The organism is Nonomuraea roseola (assembly GCF_039535395.1).
Classification (GTDB): domain Bacteria; phylum Actinomycetota; class Actinomycetes; order Streptosporangiales; family Streptosporangiaceae; genus Nonomuraea; species Nonomuraea roseola.
Genome location: NZ_BAAAXC010000015.1, coordinates 4,325,425 through 4,352,311 on the forward strand (window position 1 = coordinate 4,325,425; position 26,887 = coordinate 4,352,311).

19 protein-coding genes and 1 riboswitch are annotated in these 26,887 nt (G+C 70.8%); of the genes, 10 read left to right on the forward strand and 9 right to left on the reverse strand.

Going from position 1 to position 26,887, the window contains the following annotated elements:
- The first annotated feature begins 192 nt into the window (after positions 1–192).
- The 4 genes from ABFX55_RS43945 (at position 193) to ilvC (ending at position 6,316) form a co-directional block, all read left to right on the forward strand.
- Complete coding sequence (locus tag ABFX55_RS43945; protein WP_379479051.1) at positions 193–2,838, forward strand: EAL domain-containing protein; 2,646 nt, start codon at positions 193–195, stop codon at positions 2,836–2,838.
- 208 nt (positions 2,839–3,046) lie between these two features.
- A complete protein-coding gene (locus ABFX55_RS43950) occupies positions 3,047–4,783 on the forward strand; it encodes an acetolactate synthase large subunit (RefSeq protein ID WP_183656239.1) in 1,737 nt (578 codons plus the stop codon).
- Positions 4,780–5,304 (forward strand): acetolactate synthase small subunit, encoded by a 525-nt coding sequence (gene ilvN, locus ABFX55_RS43955; protein WP_183656248.1) that lies wholly within the window; start codon positions 4,780–4,782, stop codon positions 5,302–5,304. The genes ABFX55_RS43950 and ilvN overlap by 4 nt, the downstream gene beginning before the upstream one ends.
- A 22-nt stretch (positions 5,305–5,326) precedes the next feature.
- The gene (gene ilvC / locus ABFX55_RS43960) at positions 5,327–6,316 is read left to right on the forward strand and encodes a ketol-acid reductoisomerase (protein WP_183660450.1); all 990 of its coding nucleotides are present in this window, start codon (positions 5,327–5,329) and stop codon (positions 6,314–6,316) included.
- A 58-nt stretch (positions 6,317–6,374) separates the two neighbouring features.
- Here the strand turns inward: ilvC and ABFX55_RS43965 are convergent, their stop codons facing one another.
- Entirely contained in the window at positions 6,375–7,901 is a 1,527-nt protein-coding gene (locus ABFX55_RS43965) for an MFS transporter (protein WP_346129596.1), read from the reverse strand.
- A gap of 134 nt (positions 7,902–8,035) precedes the next feature.
- Between ABFX55_RS43965 and ABFX55_RS43970 the strand changes: the two genes are divergently transcribed.
- The gene (locus tag ABFX55_RS43970) at positions 8,036–11,194 is read left to right on the forward strand and encodes an AfsR/SARP family transcriptional regulator (protein ID WP_346129597.1); all 3,159 of its coding nucleotides are present in this window, start codon (positions 8,036–8,038) and stop codon (positions 11,192–11,194) included.
- Positions 11,195–12,146: 952 nt separating this feature from the next.
- Here the strand turns inward: ABFX55_RS43970 and ABFX55_RS43975 are convergent.
- On the reverse strand, positions 12,147–12,947 hold the full coding sequence (locus tag ABFX55_RS43975) for a CAP domain-containing protein (protein WP_346129599.1): 801 nt from the start codon (positions 12,945–12,947) through the stop codon (positions 12,147–12,149).
- A 315-nt stretch (positions 12,948–13,262) separates the two neighbouring features.
- On the reverse strand, positions 13,263–14,117 hold the full coding sequence (locus ABFX55_RS43980) for an NAD(P)H-binding protein (RefSeq protein WP_346129601.1): 855 nt from the start codon (positions 14,115–14,117) through the stop codon (positions 13,263–13,265).
- Positions 14,118–14,230: 113 nt separating this feature from the next.
- Between ABFX55_RS43980 and ABFX55_RS43985 the strand changes: the two genes are divergently transcribed.
- Complete coding sequence (locus tag ABFX55_RS43985; protein ID WP_346129603.1) at positions 14,231–14,569, forward strand: transposase; 339 nt, start codon at positions 14,231–14,233, stop codon at positions 14,567–14,569.
- Positions 14,570–14,655: 86 nt separating this feature from the next.
- On the opposite strand, the gene dacB is transcribed toward ABFX55_RS43985, so the two are convergent.
- On the reverse strand, positions 14,656–16,200 hold the full coding sequence (dacB, locus tag ABFX55_RS43990; RefSeq protein WP_346129604.1) for a D-alanyl-D-alanine carboxypeptidase/D-alanyl-D-alanine endopeptidase: 1,545 nt from the start codon (positions 16,198–16,200) through the stop codon (positions 14,656–14,658).
- Between the two features lie 143 nt (positions 16,201–16,343).
- On the reverse strand, positions 16,344–16,898 hold the full coding sequence (locus ABFX55_RS43995; RefSeq protein ID WP_183656262.1) for an FHA domain-containing protein: 555 nt from the start codon (positions 16,896–16,898) through the stop codon (positions 16,344–16,346).
- Positions 16,899–16,987: 89 nt separating this feature from the next.
- On the opposite strand from ABFX55_RS43995, the gene ABFX55_RS44000 reads away from it, so the two are divergent.
- From ABFX55_RS44000 to ABFX55_RS44010, 3 genes are read left to right on the forward strand one after another with little or no spacing between them, the layout of a single operon-like run.
- A complete protein-coding gene (locus ABFX55_RS44000; RefSeq protein WP_183656265.1) occupies positions 16,988–17,500 on the forward strand; it encodes a PadR family transcriptional regulator in 513 nt (170 codons plus the stop codon).
- Positions 17,497–18,189, forward strand: coding sequence for an ABC transporter ATP-binding protein (locus ABFX55_RS44005; protein ID WP_346129607.1), 693 nt, complete (start codon positions 17,497–17,499; stop codon positions 18,187–18,189). Before ABFX55_RS44000 ends, ABFX55_RS44005 begins: the two co-directional genes overlap by 4 nt.
- Positions 18,186–20,717, forward strand: coding sequence for an FtsX-like permease family protein (locus tag ABFX55_RS44010; protein WP_346129609.1), 2,532 nt, complete (start codon positions 18,186–18,188; stop codon positions 20,715–20,717). Before ABFX55_RS44005 ends, ABFX55_RS44010 begins: the two co-directional genes overlap by 4 nt.
- On the opposite strand, the gene ABFX55_RS44015 is transcribed toward ABFX55_RS44010, so the two are convergent.
- From ABFX55_RS44015 to ABFX55_RS44025, 3 genes are read right to left on the reverse strand one after another with little or no spacing between them, the layout of a single operon-like run.
- Positions 20,710–21,459 (reverse strand): class I SAM-dependent methyltransferase, encoded by a 750-nt coding sequence (locus ABFX55_RS44015; protein WP_346129611.1) that lies wholly within the window; start codon positions 21,457–21,459, stop codon positions 20,710–20,712. The genes ABFX55_RS44010 and ABFX55_RS44015 overlap by 8 nt on opposite strands.
- Positions 21,407–22,777 (reverse strand): MFS transporter, encoded by a 1,371-nt coding sequence (locus ABFX55_RS44020; protein WP_346129612.1) that lies wholly within the window; start codon positions 22,775–22,777, stop codon positions 21,407–21,409. Before ABFX55_RS44020 ends, ABFX55_RS44015 begins: the two co-directional genes overlap by 53 nt.
- A gap of 45 nt (positions 22,778–22,822) precedes the next feature.
- Positions 22,823–23,695 carry a hypothetical protein gene (locus ABFX55_RS44025; RefSeq protein ID WP_346129614.1) on the reverse strand — a complete coding sequence of 291 codons (873 nt, stop codon included), beginning with the start codon at positions 23,693–23,695 and terminating at the stop codon, positions 22,823–22,825.
- A gap of 228 nt (positions 23,696–23,923) precedes the next feature.
- Here ABFX55_RS44025 and serA point away from each other — a divergent pair, with 228 nt between their 5' ends.
- A complete protein-coding gene (serA, locus tag ABFX55_RS44030) occupies positions 23,924–25,513 on the forward strand; it encodes a phosphoglycerate dehydrogenase (protein ID WP_346129615.1) in 1,590 nt (529 codons plus the stop codon).
- Between the two features lie 602 nt (positions 25,514–26,115).
- Here serA and ABFX55_RS44035 read toward each other — a convergent pair.
- On the reverse strand, positions 26,116–26,682 hold the full coding sequence (locus tag ABFX55_RS44035) for a C40 family peptidase (RefSeq protein ID WP_346129616.1): 567 nt from the start codon (positions 26,680–26,682) through the stop codon (positions 26,116–26,118).
- 60 nt (positions 26,683–26,742) lie between these two features.
- Positions 26,743–26,886: riboswitch (cyclic di-AMP (ydaO/yuaA leader) on the reverse strand.
- Position 26,887 lies beyond the last annotated feature (1 nt).

Genomic DNA, 26,887 nt, shown 5'->3' on the forward strand with positions numbered 1-26,887 from the left:
AACCACGACAGCAATCGCTGACCCGTTGTCAAGGAGATCTTCGAGTGAAGTGGTCCTCATGGTTATCAGATCGGTGACGACTCCCGGGTTGTCACCACCCGCGTACCCCGGAGCGCACACACTGGCGATGTGCGACTGCCGACCTCCGGCAGTCACGTGAGCTGACTCGACACGGGATGGGCAACGACATTGATCCGCTGGCGTGATCCACGGGCGCCGCTCGCCGTCGCAGCCGCGACAGGCGTGGCGGGGCTCGCCGCTGCGCTCCTCGCGGGCGCGCCGGCCCTGGCGACCGGCGCGGTCGCGGGCGGGATCGCCGCGCTGCTGGCCGCGGTCTCGCTCCTGCTCGCCTCGGTCAGGACGGCGCCCGCGCACCGGCCGGCCGCGCGCTGGCTCGGCTCGGGCGCGGTCGTCTGGCTCCTCGGCGTGGTGCTGCGTCCCGTCGCCGAGGGCTCCAGTCTGGTGGTCAACTTCGCCGACCTGCTCGTGCTGGTGTCGATCGTGCTGCTGGCCGGCGGATGCGTGCTGGCGGCGGGCAGGCCCCTGCACGCCCGCGCCGTGCTGCGCCATCTCACCGACGCCTACCTGTGCGCCGCCGCCCTGTTCCTGATCAGCTGGGTGGTCGCGCTCAGACCGCTCTACGCCGACGTCGGCGACTCGTCGACCTTCATGATCGTGCTGTTGCCCGCGCTGGTCAGCCTCATGGTGACCTGCGCGGTCGGCCCCGTGGTCGTCACGGCCCGATCGCCGATCCGTCCGCTGGGCCTGGCCGGCTTCGCCGTGCTGGCCGCCGCCTCGGCAGGCGAGCTGGCCGCGGCGGTGGCGAGGCTCGGCGGCGTCGATCCGCCGAGGTGGAGCCTGCTGCTGGCGCCCGTCGCCTTCCTCCTGCTCGCCGCCCTGCCCTGGAGCGGCAGGACGAGCAGGGTCGTCCACGCGAGCCCCGAGGAGTCCCGCCCGCGCGCGGGCCACGTGACCGCCACCCTGATCTCCGCGGTGCCGCTCGTCCTGGTGCTGATCGCCGCCGGCGCGCTGGTCGTCAACCTGCACGGCAGGCCGGTGACGGGCGTGGCGCTGGTCGCCGCCTCCGTGGTGGTCATCCTGGTCATCCGCCTGTTCGTGCTGATCACCGCCAACGCCCGCATGCGCCACCTGGTGTCACTGGGCGACCGCCAGCTGAGAGAGCTGGCCGAGAGCACGGGCGACGTGGTCCTGCTGTGCGACTACGAGGGCGTGGTCCACGAGATCGGCAGCGGGGTCGAGGTGACCTACGGCTACCACCCCGACGAACTGGTCGGCGGTTCGATCTTCGACTACATCCACCCCGAGGACGTGCCGGGCATCCAGCTCGCGCTGCGCCAGATGGGCCTCGACGAGGACCCCGTCGCGCCAGGCGCCTGCTTGATCGCCTGCAGGGTCAGGGCCGCCGACGGCACCTGGCGGCCGACCGAGTCCGTGGCCACCCGCCACGTCCGCGGCGAGGAACTGCTGCTCGTCACCACGCGCGACATCAGCGACCAGGAGGCGCTGCGCAACCAGGTCGCGCACCTGACCTTCCACGACGGCGTCACCGGGCTGCCCAACCGCTCCTACTTCGAGGAGCGCACCCGCGAGGTGCTCGAGGGCAGGCTGTCGGGGCGCACCGCGGTGATCTTCCTGGACCTCGACGGGTTCACCTCGGTCAACGACTCGGTGGGCCACGCCAGCGGCGACTACCTCCTCGGGCAGGCCGCCAGGCGGCTTCGCGGGGCCGTACGGCCCGACGACACGCTGGCGCGCTGGGGCGGCGACGAGTTCGCCGTGCTGGTGGAGACGGGGCCGGAGGCCGCCCAGGTGGCGGTCGACGTCGCCGAGCGGCTGGTGCGGGCTGTCTCGCAGGAGCCGTTCAGGGTGGCCGACCGCGACGTGGCGCTGACGGCCAGTGTGGGCGTGGCCTTCGCCGAGGACGGCGTCCCCGCGGGCGACCTGATCCGCAACGCCGACGTGGCGATGGCCAGGGCCAAGGAGCTGGGCGGCCGCAGGGTCGAGGTGTTCGCCGCGCACATGCACGCCGACGTGGTGCGCAGGCTGGAGCTGGCCGCCGACCTGCAGCGGGCGCTCATGGAGAACCAGTTCGCCATCGAGTACCAGCCCATCGTCGACCTGGCCACCTCGCGGGTGACCGCGGTCGAGGCGCTGGTGCGGTGGTGGCGCGGCTCGGTGTTCGTGCCGCCCGAGCAGTTCCTCGGCCCCGCCGAGGACACCGGGCTGATCGTGCCGCTGAGCGAGTGGATCCTGCGCGAGGCCTGCCGCGAGGTGGCGGCGTGGCGCGCCTCCTCCTGGGACATCGGGCTCTCGCTCAACCTGTCGGCCAGGCAGATCACCGCGCCCAGGTTCGTCGAGACGGTCGCCGAGGCGCTGGAGGAGAGCGGCCTTCCCGCCTCGGCGCTCACCCTCGAGGTGATCGAGGAGATGCTGGTCGAGGATGCCGAGGAGACGATCAGCAGGCTGTCGGAGCTGCGCTCCCTCGGCGTACGGCTGGCCATCGACGACTTCGGCACCGGCTACGCCTCGCTGGCGTTCCTCCGGCAGCTCCCCGTGGACATGATCAAGATAGACCCGTCGTTCGTCTCAGGGCTCGGACGCGACGAGACGCTCACGCTGCTCACCCGCACCATCGTGCGGCTCGGCGGCGATCTCGGGCTGATCGTGGTGGCCGAGGGCATCGAGCGGCCCGAGCAGCTCGAGCTGCTGAGGGAGATGGGCTGCACCCGAGGTCAGGGCTACCTGGTGGCCAGGCCGATGGCGGCGCGCGGGGTCGACTCCCTCATGCGGACCAACCTGACCAGTCTCGGATCGTGAGACTCGCGTTTCACCAGGTTGACATGCACTGCCCGGGAGCGGCTATGGTGGACCCCATGCTTCGCAGTGAGATTCTCGTAGTACTTCGCCGGCGCGCAGGCCGTTAAGCGAAGCACTTCGACCTGCGCGCCGCCCCGAGTCCCACAGATCCGTGGGAGAGGGGCATTTTTTATGTCCTCAGTGCTCAAAGCCACGCAAGGAACGAGCGATGACCGAACGGATGACAGGTGCACAGGCCCTCGTGAGGGCACTGGAGCACGTCGGAGTCGACACCGTGTTCGGGATCCCTGGCGGCGCCATCCTTCCCGCCTACGATCCCCTCTACGACTCGACCAAGGTTCGTCACGTGCTTGTACGGCACGAGCAGGGTGCCGGTCACGCCGCTGAGGGATACGCCCAGGCGACGGGCAAGGTCGGGGTGTGCATGGCGACCAGCGGCCCTGGCGCGACGAACCTGGTGACCCCGATTGCCGACGCCTACATGGACTCTGTGCCGATCGTGGCGATCACCGGGCAGGTGACGAGCAGCCTGATCGGCACGGACGCCTTCCAGGAGGCCGACATCTCCGGCATCACCATGCCGATCACCAAGCACAGCTTCCTGGTCACCGACGCCGCCGAGATCCCCCGCACGATCGCGGAGGCCTTCCACATCGCCTCCACCGGCCGTCCAGGCCCCGTTCTGGTCGACATCTCCAAGGACGCGCTGCAGGCCGACACCACCTTCGTCTGGCCGCCTGTCATGCAGCTGCCCGGCTACCGCCCCGTCACCAGGCCGCACTCCAAGCAGATCCGCGAGGCGGCCAAGCTCATCGTCGAGTCGAAGCGGCCCGTCCTCTACGTCGGCGGCGGTGTCCACAAGTCGGGCGCGTCGGGTGAGCTGATGAGGCTGGCCGAGCTGACCGGCATCCCCGTCGTCACCACGCTGATGGCCCGTGGCACCTTCCCCGACAGCCACCCCCAGCACATGGGCATGCCCGGCATGCACGGCAGCGTCTCCGCGGTCGGCGCGCTCCAGCAGGCCGACCTGATCATCGGCCTGGGCGTGCGGTTCGACGACAGGGTCACGGGCCAGCTGGCCAGCTTCGCCCCCTACGCCAAGATCGTCCACGCGGACATCGACCCCGCCGAGATCTCCAAGAACCGCCACGCGGACGTGCCGATCGTCGGCGACTGCCGCGAGGTCATCGCCGAGATGATCAACGCGGTCGAGGCCGAGCCTCGCAAGGGCGAGTACACCGACTGGTGGAAGACGCTCAACGGCTACAAGGAGACCTACCCGCTCGGCTACGAGGAGTTCTCCGACGGCTCGCTGGCCCCGCAGTACGTCATGGAGCGGCTGAGCGCCATCGCCGGACCCGACACCTACTTCGTCGCGGGCGTCGGCCAGCACCAGATGTGGGCCGCGCAGTTCATCGACTACGAGAACCCCGGCACGTTCATCAACTCGGGCGGTCTCGGCACGATGGGCTTCGCCGTCCCCGCCGCGATGGGCGCCAAGATGGGCCGCCCCGACGCCACGGTGTGGGCGATCGACGGCGACGGCTGCTTCCAGATGACCAACCAGGAGCTGGCCACCTGCGCGATCGAGGGCGTGCCCGTCAAGATCGCGATCATCAACAACGGCAACCTCGGCATGGTCAGGCAGTGGCAGACGCTCTTCTACGACCAGCGCTACTCCAACACCAACCTGCAGGCGAAACTCAGGATCCCCGACTTCGTCAAGCTGGCCGAGGCCTATGGTTGTGCAGGCCTGCGCTGCGAGCGGCCCGAGGACGTCGACGCGGTCATCAAGGAGGCCATGGAGATCAACGACCGCCCTGTGGTCGTCGACTTCGTGGTCCACCAGGACGCCATGGTGTGGCCGATGGTCGCCGCGGGCACCAGCAACGACGACATCAAGATCGCCCGGGACATGGCGCCGAAGTGGGAGAGCGAAGAATGAGCAAGCACACTCTGTCGGTGCTCGTGGAGAACAAGCCGGGTGTCCTCGCCCGGGTCTCCTCGCTGTTCAGCCGGCGCGGGTTCAACATCGACTCGCTGGCGGTCGGGCCGACCGAGCACGCCGACATCTCCCGCATGACCATCGTCGTCAGCGTCGAGGAGCTCCCGCTCGAGCAGGTCACCAAGCAGCTCAACAAGCTGGTGAACGTCCTGAAGATCGTCGAGCTCGACACCTCGCAGTCGGTGCAGCGCGAGCTGATGCTGATCAAGGTGAAGGCCGACGCCGACAGCCGCTCACACGTCCTCGAACTGGTCCAGCTCTTCAGGGCCCGCTGCGTGGACGTGGCGTCCGACGCGGTGACCATCGAGGTCACCGGCACGCCGGACAAGCTCGAGGCCTTCATCAAGGTGCTGGAGCCTTTCGGCATCAAGGAGCTCGTCCAGTCGGGCATGGTGGCCATCGGCCGCGGAGCCCGTTCCATTACCGACCGGTCCCTCAGGGCACTGGACCGTACCGCCTGAAAGGTTTATGTAAGTGACCGAGATCTTCTACGACGACCACGCCGACCTGTCGATCATCCAGGGGCGGGTCGTGGCCGTCATCGGGTACGGCAGCCAGGGCCACGCCCACGCTCTGTCCCTGCGCGACTCCGGTGTGGACGTCCGCGTGGGCCTGCCCGAGACCTCCAAGAGCCGTGAGCTGGCCGAGGCCGAGGGCCTGCGTGTCGTCACCCCCGCCGAGGCCGCCGCCGAGGCCGACCTGATCATGATTCTGGCGCCCGACCACCTCCAGCGCGGCATCTACGAGAAGGACATCCAGCCGAACCTGCAGGAGGGCGACGCGCTCTTCTTCGGCCACGGCCTCAACATCCGCTACGGCCTCATCGAGGCGCCCGAGGGCGTCGACGTCGCCATGGTCGCCCCCAAGGGCCCCGGCCACCTGGTCCGCCGTCAGTACCAGGCAGGTCGCGGCGTGCCGTGCCTCATCGCGGTCGAGAAGGATGCCTCGGGCACGGCCCAGGACCTGGCCCTGTCCTACGCCAAGGGCATCGGCGGCACCCGCGCGGGCGCCCTGAAGACCACCTTCACCGAGGAGACCGAGACCGACCTGTTCGGTGAGCAGGCGGTCCTCTGCGGTGGCGTGTCCGAGCTGATCAAGGCCGGTTTCGAGACGCTGATCGAGGCCGGTTACCAGCCCGAGGTCGCCTACTTCGAGTGCCTGCACGAGATGAAGCTGATCGTCGACCTCATGTACGAGGGCGGCGTCTCCAAGATGTACTGGTCGGTGTCCGACACCGCCGAGTACGGCGGCTACACCCGCGGCCCGCGCGTCGTCACCGAGGAGACGAAGAAGGAGATGAAGCGCATCCTGGCCGAGATCCAGGACGGCACCTTCGCTCGCCAGCTGGTCGAGGAGTTCGAGGGCGGGCAGAAGGAGTTCACCCGCTACCGCGAGGAGTTGGCCGAGCACCCGATCGAGAAGACCGGCGCCAAGCTGCGCCCGATGATGAGCTGGCTCAAGGCCGAGGGCTGATCCCTCAGGGGCGCCCCGCAGTCCGGGGCGCCCCGCCTTGTCCCTCCGGCTCGCGTGGTCACCGGGCCGCTTCCACCAGCTCCGCGCCGCTCTCCGTCCTCCCGCCCGTACGGCACGCCGCCCCGCGCGCCTGCGCGGTCACCGGCGCGCCCCTGTCCAGGGGACGCTCCTCGGGGGCGCGTGGCCGCTCGCCGTCACGGACGGCGTCCCCCGTCCGCGCCAGCCGCCAGACCAGCACCGAGGCCGCCAGCGCCGCGATCACCAGCACCGCGAGCCCGGCCCGCGCCGCGCCCGTCCAGTCGGTGGCGTCGAGCACGCCGAAGACGACGGGCCCGACGACCGTGACACCCAGCACGCCGCCGACCTCCTGCACCGTGCCGAGCACGCCCGCCGCCGCGCCCGCGTGCGCCTGCCGTACGGAGGCGAGGACCATGGACAGCAGCGGCGACATCACCAGCCCCATCCCGGCCCCCGCCAGGAGCAGCCCGGGAACCAGGGCGCCGGGCGCGCCGCCCACCGCCATGAAGGTCCACAGCAGCCCGGCGGCCAGCGCCAACGCGCCCGCGAAGGGGAGCCGCCCGCCCAGGCGTTCGCCGGCGCCGCGCCGAGCGCCGAACGAGGCGGCCAGGAAGCCGGCGTTGACGGCCGTGAACACCGCGCCCGAGGCGAGCGGGCCGAGCCCGCACCCGTCCTGGAGGTAGAGGGCCAGCACGAACGACAGCCCCGACGAGCCGCCGAACAGCAGCGCCACGGCGGCGAGGCCGGTCACGAACCTGCGCTGACGGAAGACGCCCAGGTCGAGAAGGGGCTCCTCCAGCCGCCGCTGCCTGGCGACGAAGGCGGTCACGAGCGGGACCGAGGCCGCCAGCGACGCCCACGCCCATGCGGGCCAGCCCGCCTGCCTGCCGTGGGCGAGAGGGAAGACGACCGCCACGAGGGCGGCGGCGAGCAGGGCGGCGCTCAGGACGTCGAGCCTGCCCGCGGAACGCCCGCCGGGGCCGGCCGTCCTTCCCGCGTCGGGGACGAGGCGGTGGACGAAGGCCAGGGCGAGCAGGCCGATCGGGACGTTGATGAGGAAGCAGGCGCGCCATCCGAGGCCCGCGAGATCGAGCGCGACCACGGCGCCACCGATCGCCTGGCCGCCGACGCCCGCGAGGCCGACCGCCGTGCCGTACCAGCCGAAGGCCCTGGCCCGCTCGGGGCCTGAGTAGAGAGCCGTGAGCAGCGTCAGCACCTGCGGCGCCATGAGCGCCGCCGCGCCGCCCTGCAAGACGCGCGCCGACACCAGGAACACGGGGTCCGGCGCGAGGCCGCAGGCCGCGGACGCCAGCGTGAACAGGGCGAGGCCGATGACGAAGATCCTGCGAGGACCGTGGATGTCGCCGAGCCTTCCCGCGATGATGACGCCCGCCGCGTAGGCCAGGCCGTAGCCCGCGATCACCAGCTGGGTCGCGGACTCTCCCGCGCCCAGGTCGGCCCTGATGGCGGGCAGGGCGACGTTGGCGACGAAGAAGTCGAGCGTGGTGACGAACGCGGCGACGAGCAGGACGGGCAGCGCCCAGCGGCTTGTGGAGGCAGTGGTCATGACCGCGCCCCCGACCATGACCCGCCGGTGTTCTTACTCATGGGCAGCACTCTGCTGACGGGCGGTTATGGATGGATTTGGGAGCGCTTACGGTGGCAGCGAAATTGTCGGAGGCCTTTGTTAGCTTGAGCGACATGCGATTCGGGGTGCTCGGCCCGCTGGCGGTCTGGTCGGTGGAGGGAAGGTCGCTGCGCATACCCGAGGCGAAGGTGCGCGCCCTGCTGGCCGACCTGCTCGCCCACGCGGGGCGGCCGGTCTCCGCCGACCGCCTCATCGACGACCTCTGGGGTGACGCGCCGCCGGGCAAGCCGGCCGCCGCGTTGCGGGTCAAGGTGTCGCAGCTGCGCAGGGTGCTGGAGGAGGCCGAGCCAGGCGGCAGGCAGCGGCTGGCCTTCGCCCCTTCGGGCTACGTGCTGCGGGTGGATCCAGGCGCGCTCGACACCCACAGGTTCGAGGAGCTCGTCGCGCGGGCGAGCGAGAGCGACGATCCCTCGGCGAGGTGCGCGCTGCTGGCCGAGGCGCTCGGGCTGTGGAGAGGCGCGCCCTACGCCGACGTCGCCGACGAGGAGTTCGTCAGGCCGGTGGTCGCCAGGCTGGCCGAACAGCGGCTCGTGGCGCTGGAGGAGCACGCCGAGGCCAGGCTGGAGCTCGGCCAGCACGGGCAGCTGGCGGCCGAGCTCGCCGACCTGGTGGCCGCCCATCCGCTGCGCGAGCGGCTGCGCGCGGCGCACCTGCGCGCCCTCTATGGGGCAGGGCGGCAGAGCGAGGCGCTCGACAGCTACGCCGACCTGCGCGACCGGCTGCGCGAGGAGCTCGGCGTCGACCCGGGCCCCGAGCTGGTCGCGCTGCACAGGGCGATCCTCGAGCAGGACCCCGCCCTCGCGCCCGCGCCCGCCAGGGCGCGCACCAACCTGCCCGTGCCGATGACCGGCCTGATCGGCAGGGAGGCGGCGGCGGCCGAGGTGCGCTCGCTGGTCGCCGCCCACCGCCTGGTCACGCTGACAGGCCCCGGCGGGGTCGGCAAGACCAGGCTGGCGCTCGAGGCGGCGGCCGGCCTCGACGGGGTCGGCCCCGACGGGGTCTATCTGGTGGAGCTGGCTGCCCATCCCTCGGCGGGCTGCGTGGTCGACGCCATCGCCGCCGTCGTGGGCGTCCGCGACGACAGGGCGGCCGGACGGCGGGGCGTGGGCGCGGACGAGCGGCTGGTCGAGGTGCTGCGCGGCAAGCGGATGCTGCTGGTGCTCGACAACTGCGAGCACGTGGTCGAGCAGGTGGCCGCCGTCGCCGAGCTTTTGCTGCGCGCCGCCCCATCGCTGCGCGTCCTGGCCACCAGCCAGGAGGCGCTGGCCATCGAGGGCGAGATGCTGTTCGCCGTCCAGCCACTCGACCTGCCCGACGGGGCGGGAGAGCCGACCGCCTCCAGCGCGGTCCAGCTCTTCGCCGCGAGGGCGACGGCCGCCGCGCCCGGCTTCACCCTCGACGACGGCAACGCCGAGGCCGTCGCCGCGATCTGCAGGCGGCTCGACGGCATCCCGCTGGCGCTGGAGCTGGCGGCCTCCCGCATGCGGGTGCTCAGCCCCGCCCAGCTCGCCGAGCGCCTCGACGACAGGTTCCGCCTGCTGGCCGGTGGCAGGCGCGACGCTCCCGCCAGGCAGCAGACGCTGCGCGCGATGATCGACTGGAGCTGGGAGCTGCTGACCGAGGCCGAGCGTGTCGTGCTGCGCCGCCTGGCCGTCCATGCCGACGGCTGCACGCTCGAGGCGGCCGAGGCGGTCTGTTCAGGAGAGGGTGTGCGCCCCGCCGACGTGCTCGACCTGCTGGCCAGGCTGGTCGACCGTTCGCTGGTGGTCACCGTCGCGGGGGCGAGCGGCATCCGCTACCGCCTGCTCGAGTCGGTGGCCGCCTACTGCGTCGAACGCCTCGGCGAGGCGGGCGAGCTCCACTGTGTGAAGCTGCGTCACGCCCACCACTACCTGGATCTTGCTGAGCGGGCCGATCTGCGGGTCGCGGGCCAGTCGCGATGGCTGGCCATGCTCGACGCCGAGAGCGCCAACATCCGCACCGCCCTCGACACCGCCGACCACCAGGGCGCTGCCGACACGGCGCTGCGCCTGGCCAGCGCGATGGCCTGGCACCTCATGCTGCGATGCCGGTTCGACGAGGGCCGCAGAGCACTGATCACTGCGCTGTCGGTGCCAGGCGAGGCGAAGCGGAGCCTCAGGGCGGTCGCCCAGATCTGGCACGCGGGGCTCACGCTACGCCTGGGCGGCTGCGACGACGTCGTGGGCCAGGCCAGGAACGCGCTCGCGGTGCTCGAAGCGGAGGGCGACGCCGTGCAGCTGGCCACGGCGCAGTGGCTGCTCGGCTTCGTCCAGTGGGGCCAGGGCGAGCTGTCGTTCAGCGCCGAGCTGCTCAGCCGGTCACTCGCCACCTTCGAGGAGCTCGGCGACCGCTGGGGCACCGCGGCGGCGCTCACCGGCAGGGCCTTCCAGGCCACCATCAGAGGCGACTTCGCCGCCGTCGAACGCGAGGGCGGGCGCAGCCTCAGGCTCTTCGAGGAGCTGGGCGACCACTGGGGCGTGCTTCAGGCGGTCGAGCCGCTGGCCATGCTGGCCGAGATCGACGGCGACTACGAAAGGGCCGCGGGCTTCCACCGGCGGGCGCTGGCCATGGCCGAGGAGCTCGAGCTGTGGTTCGAGGTCTCACGCAGCCTGTCGGGGCTGGGCAGGATCGCGCTGCTGGCCGGCGACTACGCCAGGGCCGACGAGCTGCACGAACGGGCCAGGCGGCTGGCGGCCGAGCAGGCGCACCCCTATGCCGAGCAGTACGCCGAGATCGGGCTGGCGCTCAGCGCGCGGCGGCAGGGCAGGTTCGAGGCGGCGGAGAAGCACCTGCGCACCTGGCTCGACTGGATCATGAAGATGGAGGGCGAGGCGGGGGCCGCGCTGCTGCTGGCCGAGCTGGGGTTCATCGCCGAACTGCGCGGCGACGCCGAGCAGGCGCTGGCGCTGCACAGGGAGGGGCACGCCCATGCGGCGGCGACCTCCGACCCCCGGGCCCTGGCGCTCGCCCTCGAGGGGATGGCGGGGGCGGTGTCGCTGTCGGGCGACCACCGGGGTGCGGCGCGGCTGCTGGGTGCGGCCTCGGCGGCCCGCGAGTCGGTGGGCAGGCCGCTGCCGGCGGCCGAGCGGGGCGATGTCGACCGCGTCATCGCGCGGTGCAGGCAGACCCTCGACGAGGCGGCCTTCCTCGAGGAGTTCGCACAGGGCAGCGCCCAGCCGGTGGCGGTGTGATCGGCGCGGGGTGACACGGAGCTCACGAGACGGCCTCGGCGGGACGCTGACTCACGAGGCGGCTCGGGCGGGGCGTTGACTCGGGAGACGGCTCGGGAGGGGCGCTGAATCACGAGACGGCCCCGATGGGGCGTTGACTCGGGCGGGACGTTGAATGACGAGACAGACGGCCCCGATGGGGCGCTGGCTCGGGAGATGGCTCGCGAGGGGCGCTGACTCGTGAGGCGGGCCCGGGTGGGGCGGTGGCTCGCGGGACCGGGTGGGTGGCGAGGTGACCCGTGACCTGGGGAGCGACAGCCAATGAGGCTCTGACCTGTGCAGAGGTGACCCTGGAGGTGGGCCTCTGGGGAGATGGCTCGCGGGGTGGAGTTGGTGCCGCGTTGACTCCGTGACGGGCCGCTGGGGTGGTGGCTTGCGGAGCGGTGCCGGTGGGGCCGTGATCAGTGGACGGGTCTCGGTGGCGCGGTGGGTTGCGGGGTGGTGGTTTGTGACGCTGGGATCTCTTGGTGGTGAATGCCGGCGGTGCCAGTGTGCCCTCACCAGGGGGCGATCTCGGTTGGGTCGGTGGCTCGTGGGGTGGGGTGATGGCTTGCGGGTGGCGGCTTTGGTGTGTTGATCGGTGGGACGGGCCTCGGTGGGAGGGGGCCTCATGAAGTGGTGCCACTGAGGCCGTGACCGACGGCGCGGGCGGCTGCAGGCGGGGGGCCGGTGGAGCCGTATGTGCGGTGGCGAAATCGGCTGGGGCTGAGGGGCGGGCCCGTCCTGCGGCTCTCCGTGCGGAGGAGGAGGCGCGGACGGGCCCGCGGGGGAGCGCCGGGTGGGGGCGGTTGGGGGTACCCGACGCGAGTTGGCTTCAGCGGGTCCGGCTTAGGCGGGTCAGCTTCGGCGGGTCCGGCTTCGGCAGGTCAGCTTCAGCGGTCAGCTTTGGCGGGTTGGCTTCAGCCGGTTGGTATCAGTGGCGGGCGAAGACCTGGGTCCAGACCGGGCCCTTGGCGTCGTGACCGACCCCGATGTGGGTGTAGTTGCAGTTCATGATGTTGGCCTTGTGCCCAGGGCTGTTCAGCCAGCCGCGCACCACGTCGGCCGCGGTGCGCTGGCCCTTGGCGATGTTCTCGCCCCACGCGCTGATCGGCGAGAAGCCCGAGGCCTTGATGCGGTCGCCCGGGTTACGGCCGTCGGGGGAGGTGTGATCGAAGTAGCCCTTGGCGGCCATGTCGGCCGAGTGACCCTCTGCGGCGGCGTGCAGCTTCGGGTCGTGGGTGAGCGGCTTGCACCCCGACGTGGCCCGTGCCTCGTTCGTCAGCTTGACGACCTCCTCCTCCACGGCCGAGCCACCTGAGGGCGAACCCGAAGGAGACGGCGTGGGGGTCGCGGACGTCGTAGGAGTCGCGGTGGGCGTGGGGGTGGGGGTGGGTGTCGGAGCGGTGTCGCAGGACAGGGCGACCACACCTGAGCGGTGCTGGTTGCCCCGGTAGTCCGTCGCCGTGACGTAGAGGCGCCGCGGCACCTCGGTGCACCGGACCCCGGCCACGAGGCTGCCGTTGCCGATCAGCTTGGAGCCGCTCTTGAGGGTGCGGTCGGGACCAGGCCGCAGCTGGACAATGCGGACGCGCAGCCGCGCCTGGTCGTCACAGCCCGCCCGCGAGGCGCCACCCCTGACCGTGCCGTTGGCGTCGAGGTAGGGCTTGGCCGCGACCACGCGACAGGAGTCCTGCTTGGTCTCCGCATGCGCGGCGGCGAGCGGAGTGCTCAATGCCGCCAGACTTCCGAGGCAGGCGAGTGCCTGGAGCTGTCTGCGCACGATGTCCTCCGATGGGGTTTAGACGCTGGTTCGAGCACGCATTCTGGTCTGCACACAACGGTCATGTCACGCAAAAACCAACGAAATCTGGGGCTCCATGTGTCCCATTCGTAATATAGGCCGCTTCGACCCCATGTAAACCCCCACCCCCACCTGCGCGTCTGCGTCCCACCAACATCGCTGCCTCCAGGTCAGGGAGGATGTGGCTTCGGCGCGAGAGAAGGGGCGCCTCCGGTGTGGAGGCGCCCCTGGTCAGGTCAGGTCAAATCAGGTCAGGTCTGCGGCGTGGTCGGCGGCCCAGCGGGACAGGGTGCGGCCGGGTCTGCCGAGGACCTCCTCCACGTCGGGCGAGACCTGCGGCGGCTCCTCCGCGTACTCGGCCTGGTACCCGAGGATGTACTCCGCGCTGCCCCCGGGAAACCCGGCCCTGATGTAGGCCGCCCGCGCCTGCCCGTACGTCAGCGCCTCGAAGCGCAGCCGCCTGCCCAGCCCCTCACCGACGGCCTCGGCCTGCCGGCGGTGGCTGAGGGCCTGCGGCCCGGTCAGCGAGTAGGCCCGCCCCTCGTGGCCGTCCTCCAGGAGGGCGGCCACGATCACCTCGGCGATGTCGGCCTCGTGGATGGGCACCCCCAGCGCGTCGGGGAAGGCGCTGCGGACCACGCCCTCAGCGCGGATCGACTCGCCCCACATGTCGAGCTTGTTGACGGCGAACTCGCCTGGCCGCACGTGGGTCCACGCCAGCCCCGACGCCTCGATGACCTGCTCGACCTCGAGGAACATCTCGTAGCTGCCGGGACGCCGCTCGGTGACTGCCGAGGTCGACATGTCGACGACCCGGTCGACGCCTGCCTCGGCGGCCGGCTTCACGAAGGACTGGGCCTGTTCGGCGGCGCGGTCTGGGTCGAGGACGCCGGGCAGGAGGTAGGCCCGCTCCACGCCGTCGAACACGCCGGCGAGCGTGGAGGGGGCGGTGAGGTCACCCGCCACGACCTCGGCGGCGTCCGGCAGGCCCGCGGCGGCCGGGTTCCTGGTCAGCGCGCGCACCTGCTGTCCCGCCTCGAGCAGCCGGTCGACCACGATGCGGCCGACCACGCCCGTCGCGCCGGTTACGAGGATCCTCATGGATCTTCTCCCTTCGTCGGTGAGGGGCCGACGCTAACTCCGCAAGGCCCCTCGCCGCACATGGGCTGATGTCTCATTTGGCAGGTCAGAGCCCATGCGAGAGGATCACAGGCGTGGAGGCACTCGCTCGACGACTGGTTCCCGACGACTTGTGGGCGGTGGCCAGCACGCTCGTGCCCGAGCCACGTCCGCGGCCCCAGGGCGGCGGCAGGGCCGCGGCCGACGCGCGCCAGGTCATGGTGGCGGTCGTCTACGTGGTCACGAGCGGCTGCGCCTGGCAGCACCTGCCGCACTCCTTCGGCGTCACGGTGCCCACGGCCCACCACTGGTTCGCCCGCTGGAGCAGGGCGGAGCTGTGGCGGAACCTGCACGAGGCGACGGCGTCGGACCCCGCGCTGGCCGAGTGGACCAGGGTGATCCGCGACTGCGCGGCACGCCGTCACTACGACTGAAATTCACCAAACGAGACATGCGCCGCGCGAACGCGGACGGCCCGCCCCTGGACGGGGCGGGCCGTGAGTACGCGCAGGTCAGAGCGCTAGCACTGGACGGGCTTGAGCCATGAGCACTCCAGGTCGCCGCCCTCCTGGGAGGCGGGGACGTCGCTCCTGAGCTGGGCGGCGGTGTCGGGCGTGGTGCGGCTGAACTTCGCCAGCCGTACGGCGATCTTGTCCTCGATGTCCTTGGGAGAGCCTGACAGGTACTGGTTGAGCATGATGGAGAAGACCAGCGGCTCCCCTTCGGCGCTGGTGACGTAGCCCGACAGGGACGTGACGCTGGTCAGCGAGCCGGTCTTGGCGTGGACGTTGTTCGCGGCGGGGGTGCCGCGCATGCGGCTGCGCAGCGTGCCGCCGGTGAAGCGGTCGGCGTTGCCGGCGATGGGCAGGGCGTTGTACCAGGTCGTGAACCACGGCTTGCTCCGCACCGACAGCAGCAGCTGGGCGATGGAGCCCGCGGTGACGCCGTCGCGGCGGGACAGGCCCGAGCCGTCGCGGAGGTTCAGGATCTGGACACCGTTGGCCTTGGCGAAGTCGGAGGTGGCCTTGAGCCCTGCGGTCCAGGTGCCCTGGCCCGCCACCTTGCGGCCCATGGCCTTGGTGAGGATCTCGGCGTGCATGTTGTTGCTGAGCTTCATGAACGGCACCAGCAGCTCGCTCAGCGGCATCGACTCGTGCTTGGCCAGCTCGCTCGCGCCCTCGGGAGCGCCCGAGACGGTGGAGCCGAGGACCCTGACGCCGTGGGCGTTCAGCGCCTTGCGGAACAGCGAGGCGGCGTAGCGGGTGGGGTCGTCGACGGCCACCCACTCGTCGTAGGGGCTCGCGACGGTGCCGGTGATGACCACGGTGTTGGTGCCGTGGCGGCGTTCGATGAGCACGTCGGTCGACGCGCCGACCGTCGCGTTGTTGACGATCTTCAGGTAGTCGGTCTCGGGGGTGGTCGTGACCTTGACCTTGTCCCCGTCGGCGGCCACGGAGACGATCACCGAGCCCGCGTCGTAGTCCCTGTCGGGCGAGGCGGTCAGTGCGGAGATCTGCGCGGCGTAGTAGGCGGTCTCGTCGTCCCAGGCCCAGTCCTGGCCGAGCCGTACGGTGTCGAACCAGCTGTCGTCGGTGACCAGCCTTCCTGTGACGACCTTGACGCCCTTGGCGGCGACGGCCGCCGCCAGCGCGTCGTAGTCGGCGGCGAGCATGGTCGGGTCGCCGGTGCCGCGCAGCACCAGGTCACCCTTCAGAATCGACCCCACCGTACGGCCGGCGGCCAGCGCGCTGGTGGTGAAGCGGTAGTCGAGCCCGAGCACCTCGGCCGCGGCGGCGGAGGTGAACAGCTTGGTGTTGGACGCGGGGGTCATGAGCTTGCCCGAGTCGATGGAGTAGAGCTCCTCGCCGGTGGCCGCGCTCTTCACCACGACGCCCGCTCTGGCGATGGTCAGGCGGGAGTCGCTGAGGATCTGGTTGAGATCCTGGGTCAGGTCGGCGATGCCGGGGGAGGGGTCGGCGGCGGTGGCGGGAGAGACAGGACTTGACGCCCACGCGAGGGCGACGACGAGCGCGCCCGCGACGAGTGAAGCTGGTGTGCGACGCATGGAGGTCTCCAGGGTGCGTACGAGGTCTCGGAGGGATCATGGGAGCGCCCACTCCTCGCCGCAATCCGCAAATATCCGTATCTTTCGCGAGCCCCTGCTCGGGAGCGTTCCACAACCGCCCGGCAAAGGGACGGCAGTGCGGATCAGGAGGCAGGCGCCGCGCCGGCGGAGACCAGGAACCCCACGTCGCCGAAGGAGATCTCGTCACCTGAGCGGACCCGTGCGGGACCGACCAGGCGCCAGCCGTTCAGCCTGGTGCCGTTCAGCGAGCCCAGGTCGACCAGCAGCCAGGAGCCGTCGTCCTCCTTGCGCAGCTCGGCGTGGACCCGCGAGACGGTGAGGTCGGCCAGGACCAGGTCGCAGGCCGAGCCACGGCCCACGACGTACCTGAGCCTGCTGTCGTTGGGCAGCGCCAGCCTGGGCAGCCGGGGCTTGCGCCATGCCGACTGCACGCGGGTGGTGAACTCCGAGACGGAGGCGACCATGTCGGTCAGCCTCTGGCGGACCGTGTTGCGTGGCGGCAGGTCGGCGACCAGATCGTCGAGTTCGTAGCGGCTGCGCGCGCGTAGTGCCTGGTCGACCCGGCCCACGAAGGTGTCATGGGACAGGCGCCCCTCGACGGCGCGGTCGCGGAGCTCGTCGATGGCGCGATCACGTTCCCCATCGGAGGCACGAAATGGGGGTTGCGTCGAGCTCATGCCCCTGAGTATCGGCCCGAACGGCGTTTCCTGTCCAGAATTCGCGAATCCCTTGAGTCGACCATACTGAGTATGCATACTGAGTATTCATGTCGATCAGACAGAGCCTGCTGACCTTGCTCAGCAAGGGGACCAGGTACGGCTACCAACTGCGCGCGGAGTTCGAGTCGTCCACAGGGGCGACCTGGCCGCTGAACATCGGCCAGGTCTACACGACGCTCTCCCGCATGGAGCGCGACGGCCTGGTCTCCTCGGGAGAGCAGGACGAGCAGGGCAGGGTCGGCTACACGATCACCGAGGCCGGTCGGGCGGAGGTGGAGCGATGGTTCAGCACCCCCGTCGCCCAGTCCGACCGGCCGAGGGACGAACTGGTCATCAAGCTGGCGATGGCCGTCGCGGCGAAGGACGTCGACGTCGGCGCGGTCATCCAGCGGCAGAGGACCGCCACGATGCGCGCCCTGCAGGAGCTGACCAGGGCCAAGCGCACCGGCACCGACGGCGCCGCGCAGCGCCTCGTGCTGGATTCCATGATCTTTCAGGCGGAGGCCGAGCAGCGATGGCTCGACCACTGCGAGGCAGTGCTCAAGGAGGCAGGGGAATGACGAGTGTGGTGACACTCACGGACGTGGCGCGGGTCCACGGCGAGGGTGAGACGGCCGTCCACGCTCTGCGGGGGATCAGCCTCGACGTGCGGGCCGGTGAGCTCGTGGCCGTGATGGGTCCTTCGGGCTCGGGCAAGTCCACGCTGCTCAACCTCGCGGGCGGCCTCGACAGGCCCACGAGCGGCGAGGTCACCGTGGAGGGCGTGCCCCTCTCGACGGTCAAGGACCTGGCCGCGCTGCGGCGCAGGAGCATCGGCTACGTCTTCCAGGACCTCAACCTGATCCCCTCGTTGACCGGGGCGGAGAACGTCATGCTGCCCCGCGAGCTGGACGGCGTGCGGACGCGCGAGGCCAGGGCCGAGGCGCTGGCCGTCCTGGAGGAGATGGGGCTCGCGGCGGTCGCCGACAGGTTCCCCGACGAGCTGTCGGGAGGGCAGCGCCAGCGGGTGGCGATCGCCAGGTCGCTGGTGGGCGAGCGGAGGCTGATCCTGGCCGACGAGCCGACGGGCGCGCTGGACACCCCGACGGGTGACGAGATCCTCGAACTGCTCAGAAGCCGCTGCGAGGCGGGCGCCGCGGTGCTGCTCGTCACCCACGAGTCGCGCTACGCGGGATGGGCGGACAGGGTGGTGTTCCTGCGCGACGGCCAGATCGTCGACTCGACCGCGCCGGTGGTGAGCGCCCGATGAGAGCGCTGCTGCGGATTTCCCGTCGCGACGCCCTGAGGGCGAAGGGACGCACCGTGCTGATCATGGTGATGATCGGCCTGCCGGTGCTGGTGATCACGGGCGTGCTCACCCTCGCCGCGACGGCCGATGTGACGCTCAGCGAGGGGATCGTCAGGAAGCTGGGCGCGGCCGACCTGCGGATCAAGACGAGCGACTACGCCAGGGTGGACGAGCAGTATGGTGACTTCGGCATGCCCCACGGCGAGGGAGCCGCGCGGCCCAAGAACGCTGCCGCCACCACCGCCGCTGAGGTGGCCGCACGGCTCCAGCCGGGCTCCAGGCTGATCGGCTTCGACGAGGGCAGCGTGGACGTCAGGACCGGCCGTGGTTACGACCACGTCAGCGCCATCGAGATCGACCTGCGAGATCCTCTGACCAAGGGCATGCGGCCGCTGATCGAGGGCCGCTATCCCGCCGCCGCCGACGAGGTCGCTGTGACGCCCAGGATGGGCCGAGGCCCCGGTGACACGATCGAGGTCACCCGCGCCGACCGCAGGGTGACGGTGGTCGGCGTGGTGGAGTTCCCGTTCGACTCGGAGTACAAGCAGGTCGTCGGCTTCAGGGGCGTCCTTCTGAAGGACAAGCGTGATGGCCGCGGCACCGGCTGGCTGGCCGACACCCCCGCACCCGCGACGTGGGAGGACACCCGCAGCCTCAACGAGATGGGACTGATCGGCCTCTCACCTGCCAGTCTCGCCCGCGAGCCCGCCATCTCCATGGAGACCACCACCGTGGTGGGCATCGGTGTCGCGGTGTTCATGGTGGGGATGGAGACGGTCCTGCTGGCGGGGCCCGCGTTCGCGATCGGGCTGCGGCGGCGCGCGACGGAGCTGGCGGTGATCGCCGCGCAGGGGGGATCGAAGGCGCACCTGCGGATGATCGTGCTGGCCGACGGGCTCGTGATGGGTGGGGCCGCGGCGCTGGTGGCCGCCGTCGCGGGAGTCTCTGGCGGGTTGTTGCTGGTCCCGGTGCTGTCGGACTCGGTGGGGCCGCTCGAGGTGCCGTGGTGGCCGGTGGTCGGCGTGATGGCGCTCGGGCTGGTCAGCGGGGTGGCGGCGGCCATGGCGCCCGCCGTGCTGGTCGGACGCCAGGACCCCGCCGCCGTGCTGGCCGGGCGCTCGGGCGCGGCCCGCGGCGGGCCGGGACGGCCCGTGCTGGGACTGGTGCTGGTGGTGGCGGGCGTGGTCGCCACGCTGCTGGCCTCCAGAACTCAGGAGGTATGGATCTTCGCCGCCGCCGTGCTCGGGCTGCTGGGGCTGGTGGCGCTGGTGCCCCTACTGGTCGCGCTCACGGGGCGGCTCGCCGTACGGCTGCCGCTGGCTCCGCGGCTGGGCGTCCGCGACGCCGTTCGCCACCGGATGCGTACGGCCTCGGCCGTCGCGGCCGTGATGGCGGCGACGGCCGGAGCGGTCGCGGCCGGCATCGGGGTCAACAGCCAGTACGTCGAGGCCCGCGAGTCTTTCCGCTCCCTGACGCCGATCGGCACGCTGTCGATCGGCGCGCGCGAAGTGGACGACGCGGAATGGGCGCGGATCCGCCAGGCCGCCCAGGAGCGGTTGCCCGGCGTCCAGCCGGTCGAAGGGTTCGTGCCGGTCACCTCCAGAGGCAGAACGATTGCCTTGCTCCCCGAGTGCACCTCGTGCGGTCCGACTGGCTACAACCTCAGCGAGGTGCTCGTCGGAGACCAGCGGCTGCTCTCGCTGATGCAGGGCGGGAACGACCCCAGGGCGGCCGCGGCGCTCGCCGAGGGCAAGGCGGTCGTCTTCGACCCCTCGATGGTGCGGCACGGCCGCCTCTCCCTTCGCGCCGGCTTCGAAGGACCCTCCTCTGACGCCGGAAAGTTCGAGGTGCCGGCCGTCGTGGCGAAGGCGGCGGACCCTCGGGTGATCGGCATCCTGCTCTCACCCGCCGCGATGAAGGCCAAGGGGTTCACACTGAAGGAGCGCCTGATCTTCGCGCGGCACTGGCCGCAGGACGTGGAGGTGCTCCGAAAGGATCTACAGGCGGCCAGCGTGCAGGTAAGCGTCCATTTGGAGGACGGCTTCCAGACGGACATCGCAAGCCTCCTGCTCGTGCTGATGGGCGGCGCGCTGATTCTGGTGCTCGGCGGCACGTTCGTGGCCACCGCCCTGGCCGCCGCCGACCTGCGGCCCGACCTGGCGACGATCTCGGCGGTGGGCGCGCCGTCCAGGACGGGGCGGCTGGTCCTCGCAGGGCAGGCCGGCTACATCGCGGGGCTCGGCGCGCTGGTCGGCGCGATCGCGGGCGCGGTCCCCGGTGTCGCGCTCGCCTGGGCCATGACGTCGAGGACCGGCTACTACGTCACGTTGAATCCGGAGGGCCTGGCCGACCGGATCGAAGCGACGACGGTGGCGGTGCCGTGGGAGCTGGTGGGCGCGATCGTGGTCGGACTGCCGCTGCTGGCCGCCCTGGTGGCGGGAGCGTTCGCGCGGACGCGAGCGCTCCCTCTCACCCGTCGCCTTACTTGACCAGGCGCATCTTGGACTGCTTGTGCGGCAGCCGCTCCCAGTCGTCCATGAACATCGCCTTGAACCCGTGCCGCTCGGCCATCTCGGCGAGCGTCTCGGTGCGGTAGTAGAAGTCTTCGCGCAGGACCTGGTGCTCCCTGCCCTGGGTCCTGTCGAAGGTGAAGTCGAACCAGCCCCCAGGCTTCATGACGCGGCCCACGTGCGCGAAGCACTCCTCGATCACTCGTGGGGGTGAGTGGGAGAAGACACTGTGCGCGTGGACGACGTCGAAGTACTCGTCGGGCAGGAAGTCGAAGCGCAGGTCGTGGACGGGGGTCAGGTGCGGGAGCTTGTCGCGCAGGTCGAAGTCGGCCAGCGTCTGCTGGGCCGCGAAGAGGATGTCGGGGGAGATGTCGACCCCGTAGTAGTGGCCGCTGTGGAGGTAGTCGATGAACAGCCGCCCCGCCCGCAGGTTGCCGCAGCCGATCTCGAGCATCCGGTGCTCGGGGAGCAGGCCGTGCTTCACGAGGTAGTCGAACTGGGTCTTGCCGAGCTTGAGCCACCGCTCCCTGCTCTTGGAGCCGACCGCACGGTCGGGGTTGCGCTCGGTGTCGGAGCGCATCACCGCCCGGTAGTAGTCCACGTGGTCGCGGGTCTGGAGCCTGAACCACAGGTCTCTGGTGAGCCGCCGGGCGTGGGGGATGACTCTGTCAGGGTGCCGCAGGGCGTATCTCGCCTGATGCAGAAGGCTGTTGCGGGTCATGCAGAACATGTTCCGCCGTCAATCGGTAACGGAACGTCATGAGCACGGCAAGAAAAATAATGAATGCTGGCACGGCGGTTTGACCGAGCAGCACGGCGGTGATCGCCGAGTCGGGCTGCACCACCGGCCTTCCCGGATCAGACGACACGAACCCGCCCATCGAGAGCACGGCACCGAAGATCAGCGCGCCGAACGAGCTGACCGCGCTCTCGATGGCGGTCCACAGCCCGGTGAACACTCCGGCGCGCCGCTTGCCCGTCGAGGCCGCGTCGAGGGCGATCACGTCGGCGAGCATCGAGAACTGCAGGAGTTGCACCCCCGCGAAGCCGACCCCGACCACGAACAGCATGAGGTGCGCGTAGAGGGCGCCGAGGAGAGGGGTCGCCGTCGCCGCGGCCGTGCCGCCGCCGAACAGCAGCCCTGCGAGGAGCATCGCGCCGCGCTTCTCGTAGCGCTTGGACAGCCTCACCCACAGCGGCATCGTCAGCAGGATCGGGCCGATCAGCGCGGCGAAGAGCGTGCTGGTGGCCTTGGGATCACCCAGGACGTAGGAGGCGAAGTACGGCGCCGCCGCCAGCATGACGCCGACCGCGAGGAACTGCGTGCAGCCCAGCGCCAGCAGCCACATGTACGGCGGGTTCGAGCGCACCATGGTGAACTGCGACCGCAGCGTGCCGCCGTCGGGCTCGGGGGCGCCGGTCACGGGGGCGCGGGCCGTACCGAAGAAGGCTCCCAGCATGGAGGCCAGCATCACGACCGCGATCGTCACGCCCATCAGCCGGTAGCTGGACAGCGTGCCGCCCTCGCCCTGGCTGTTGACGATCGCGGGGGCGACGACGCCGCTGATCACGGTCGCGGCGCCGATGAAGACCATGCGCCACTGCAGCAGCGCCGTCCGCTCGTGGTAGTCGCCGGTCATCTCGGCGGGCATCGCCTTGTAGGGCACCTCGAACAGCGCGTAGGCGGTGGCGGCGAGCAGGAAGACGACGCCCACGTAGATCGCGGCGGGTGTCCCTGTGAGGGGTGGGCCCGCGAACAGGGCGGCGAAGGCCAGCGGCAGCGTGCAGGCCCCGGCCAGCATCCACGGCCTGCGCGGGCCCATGCGGGAGACCGTACGGTCCGACCACCGGCCCACCAGCGGGTTCACGACCAGGTCCCAGATCTTGGGCGCGGCCACCACCACCCCTGCCAACCACGCGGGCACGGCCAGGAAGTTGGTCATGTAGTACAGCAGCAGCAGTCCTGGCACGGCGCCGAACGTCGCCGTGCAGAACGAGCCGACACCGTAACCGAGGCGCACGCCCCTGGGGACGATCATGGGCCCATTGAATCGGAGCATGCTCCGTCCGGACAGGCCCAGATCTCAGTCGGTGACGTCGGCGCACACCACGTGCGCGCCGAGCTCCACCATCCTGCGCTCGCTGCGCGCGTCGGCCACCCTCGCCATGAGGATCGGCGCCTCGCTGGCCGCCAGCTGCGGCAGCCTGGCCCTGACCCCTCGGTGCAGGTCGCGGACCACGTCCTCGGCCGCCGACATGTGCACCTTGACGTGCAGCATGATCCCGGGAGCCCCCGAGGCCGTGCGCGCCTCGGAGATCCACACGTGATGGACCAGCGGGTAGTCGACGAGCAGGAGCGCGATGGCCCCGCGCAGCGCGGGCAGGATCGGATGGGTGCAGCGGCGGTAGCCGGGATCCACCTGCTGCATGGGGCCCGACAGATGGGGACGGGGCGCGGGGATCCACGACTGCGGCGCGGCCGGCACGGAGCGCACGGGTGGCGGCGCCGGCGACGCGCCGTGCATCACCGCCGCTCCCTGCGAGACCGCGGCCATGGCGCCCGTCGCGTACGCCGTGGGCATCGCCCCTGACAGCACGGGCTGGGGTCCAGTCCGTGTGGATGCCAGGAAGCGCTGGAGGTCCTCGATCGGAACGGCTGCCGCGGCAGGTCCTGCGGCGTCGATCACGATCTCCCGCACGCCTGTGACGCGCTGGATGTCGAGGATGGTGTCGGCGTCGCAGGCCGACAGCGAGTGGCCACCCCGGTGGCGCGCGTAGGTCTGGGGGCCTGTGTAACCGAGCAGCACGCGGTCGCCGACCTGGGTGGTGCCCAGGACGACCGAGCGGTCAGAGCGCACGGCCACCAGGATTCCCCCATCGGCGAGTGCGGCCAGCAGCAGGTGCGGACTGCCATGCTGGGCGAGCACGTCGGCGAGAGCGGGGTTCCCGATGCTCATAGGGTGAACGATAGGTAGTAGCCCACGGCTTATCAGGCTAATAGCGAATAAATCTCCCGATCAAGACAAAGTTGGCTCGGGTTGGGATGACTCGCTCGGCTGCTGGGTAACGCGCCCAGATCCTGAGACCCTCGTGAATGCGTTCACAAGCCCGGATAGACTCTGAGGGATCCGAGGGGCCCGCTGCCGTGTCCCTCAGCCCGTCGCATGACCCCTAAGGATCCACCTGTGAACAAGCCCGTCGTTCTGGTCGCAGAGGAGCTGTCGGAAGCCGGTCTCGCCGTGCTTGGTGCGGACTTCGAGGTCCGCCACACCGACGGCGCCGACCGCTCCCAGCTCCTGCCCGCGCTCGCCGACGTGGACGCGCTCATCGTCCGCTCCGCCACCCAGGTGGACGCCGAGGCCATCGCCGCCGCCCCGAAGCTGCGCGTCGTCGCGCGCGCCGGCGTCGGCCTGGACAACGTCGACGTCGAGGCGGCCACCAAGGCCGGTGTCATGGTCGTCAACGCGCCGACCTCCAACATCACCAGCGCCGCCGAGCAGACCGTCGCGCTCATCCTGGCCAGCGCCCGCAACACCGCCCAGGCGCACGCAGCGCTCAAGAACGGTGAGTGGAAGCGCTCCAAGTACACCGGCGTCGAGCTGGACGAGAAGATCGTCGCCATCCTCGGCCTCGGCAAGATCGGCCAGCTGGTCGCGCAGCGCCTGCAGCCGTTCGGTGTCGAGCTGATCGCCTACGACCCCTACCTGCCGCCGGCGCGCGCCGCGGCCATGGGCGTCAGGCTGGTCAGCCTCGAGGAGGCCATCAAGACCGCCGACTTCATCACCGTGCACCTGCCCAAGTCGAAGGAGACCCTCGGTCTCATCGGCGACAAGGAACTGCACGAGGTCAAGCCGTCGGTGCGGATCGTCAACGTGGCGCGCGGCGGCATCGTGGACGAGGGCGCCCTCTACTCCGCGATCAAGGAGGGCCGTGTCGCGGGCGCGGGCCTCGACGTCTTCGCCAAGGAGCCCTGCACCGACAGCCCGCTGTTCGAGCTGGACCAGGTCGTCGTCACCCCGCACCTCGGCGCCTCCACCCACGAGGCGCAGGAGAAGGCCGGCACCCAGGTCGCGCGCAGCGTCAAGCTCGCGCTCGCCGGTGAGTTCGTGCCCGACGCGGTGAACGTCCAGGGTGGCGCCGTGGCCGAGGAGGTCAAGCCTGGTCTGCCGCTCGCCGAGAAGCTGGGCCGCGTCTTCACCGCGCTGGCCGGTGAGACCGCCACCAAGCTCGACGTCGAGGTCCGCGGCGAGATCGCCAGCCAGGACGTGCGGGTGCTGGAGCTGGCCGCGCTCAAGGGCGTCTTCACCGACGTCATCGAGGACGCGGTCACCTATGTCAACGCCCCCCTCCTGGCCAAGGAGCGCGGCCTGACGGTCGACCTGATCACCAGCTCGGAGAGCCCCGACTGGAGGAACGTCGTCAGCGTCCGGGGCGTGCTGGCCGACGGCCGTACCGTCTCGGTGTCGGGAACGCTCTCGGGCCCGCGTCAGGTCACCAAGATCGTCGAGGTCAACGGCTACGAGATGGAGATCGAGCCGACCGACCACCTGGCCTTCCTCACCTACACCGACCGTCCCGGCATCGTCGGCGTCGTCGGCAGGCTGCTGGGCGAGCACGGCATCAACATCGCCTCGATGCAGGTGGCGCGCGACGTCAAGGGCGGCAAGGCGCTCATCGCCCTGACCGTCGACTCGGCGATCCCCGCCGACGTGGTCGACCAGATCGTGGCCGAGATCGGCGCCGACAGCGGCCGCTCGGTCGACCTGACCGACTGACCGTCTCTCGCATGGAACGCCCTCCCGCACACCGCGGGAGGGCGTTCGCGCGTTCCGGGGTAGCCGTCAACGATGTCTCATATCGTGAGATATTCGGACGTCCTACGAGACAGTCTGGACCGTGCCAGGTACTTTTGAAGTAATGCGCTGGGTACTCGTACTTATTACCTGCCGCGACGGGGCCTGTTAGGGCAGGTCGACGACCCGTCGCGGTGAGCGGCGTCGTGTCGGCCACAAGTCCCTTCGTCCGGTCCGTGACCCGGACCGCACGAGCTCAGGCCCGGTCGGATTCGCGACCGGAGTCCGACGTCCGATTCATACGCGTCCGCGAAATGAGATGAGTCACGTGTACGACATGTACCCATGGAACCGTGCAGAAGAGCGTGAGGAAGAGGCGGCTGAGGCCGTCCAGACCGCGCTGGACCGCAGAGACAACGGCGGTTCCCCCTCCCCTCGCTGATCCGGGCCGTTCCGGTGGAGGTCCCCCTGCTCCACCGGGGCGACCCCACCGCTGACACTTTCCGCAGGAGCGCAGTCGTCCCCCCGCGCCTGCCGTGGTGGCGAGGGCGCGAGGGGACGGCCTTGTACGGGCGTGCCGCCGCCTACAGGGTGGCGGTCAGCATCGCGGGGGCGGGTTCCTGCTTGGCCTTTGCCTGCTTCATCGCGAGCGCCACACCCTTGGGGTCTGGACGCACCGCGCCGACGAACGCCTGCCGTCGCCAGGCGCTGAGCTTCTCCTCCTTCACCACGTCACCCGAGCGGGGTGCGTGCACCATGTGTCCCGGCCTGGAGATCATGCCCACGTGGCCGAGGCCGCTGAAGAAGACCAGGTCGCCGGGCTTGAGGTTGTCCCACGAGATCTTCCTCGAGAAGGCCCGGTACTGGTCGGCGGCCACCCTGGGCAGTTCGATGCCCGCCTTCTCGTAGGCCTTGAGCATCAGGCCCGAGCAGTCGTAGCCGCCGGAGCCCGTGCCGCCCCAGACGTACGGCGTGCCGCGCTTGGCCAGCGCGAACTTGAGGGCGACCCGCCAGGCGGGGGTGGATTGTTCGCTGAGTCGCGCCTTCTTGACGTCGGCGCCGGTGATGCTGCTCGCCGAGCTCTTGCCGGTGGCGGAGCTCGAGGGGGTGTCGGAGCCGGTGGTGTCCGCGACGGCGGGGGATGCCGTCACGAGGGCTCCTGCGGCGAGAAGACCGCAGAGGGCAGCGGTCGTGGTGATGCGAGACAGGGGACTGTCCTTCCACGTGGCCGACCGGGTTAGCTGACGGGCTCGGGCGTGGAAGCCGCCCTACGGCGTGGGGACACCGATTCGCCCCAGGGGGAAATGGGTCCCCGGCTCCGTGCGACTCCGCAACGGATTAGGCAGCACGGACTCT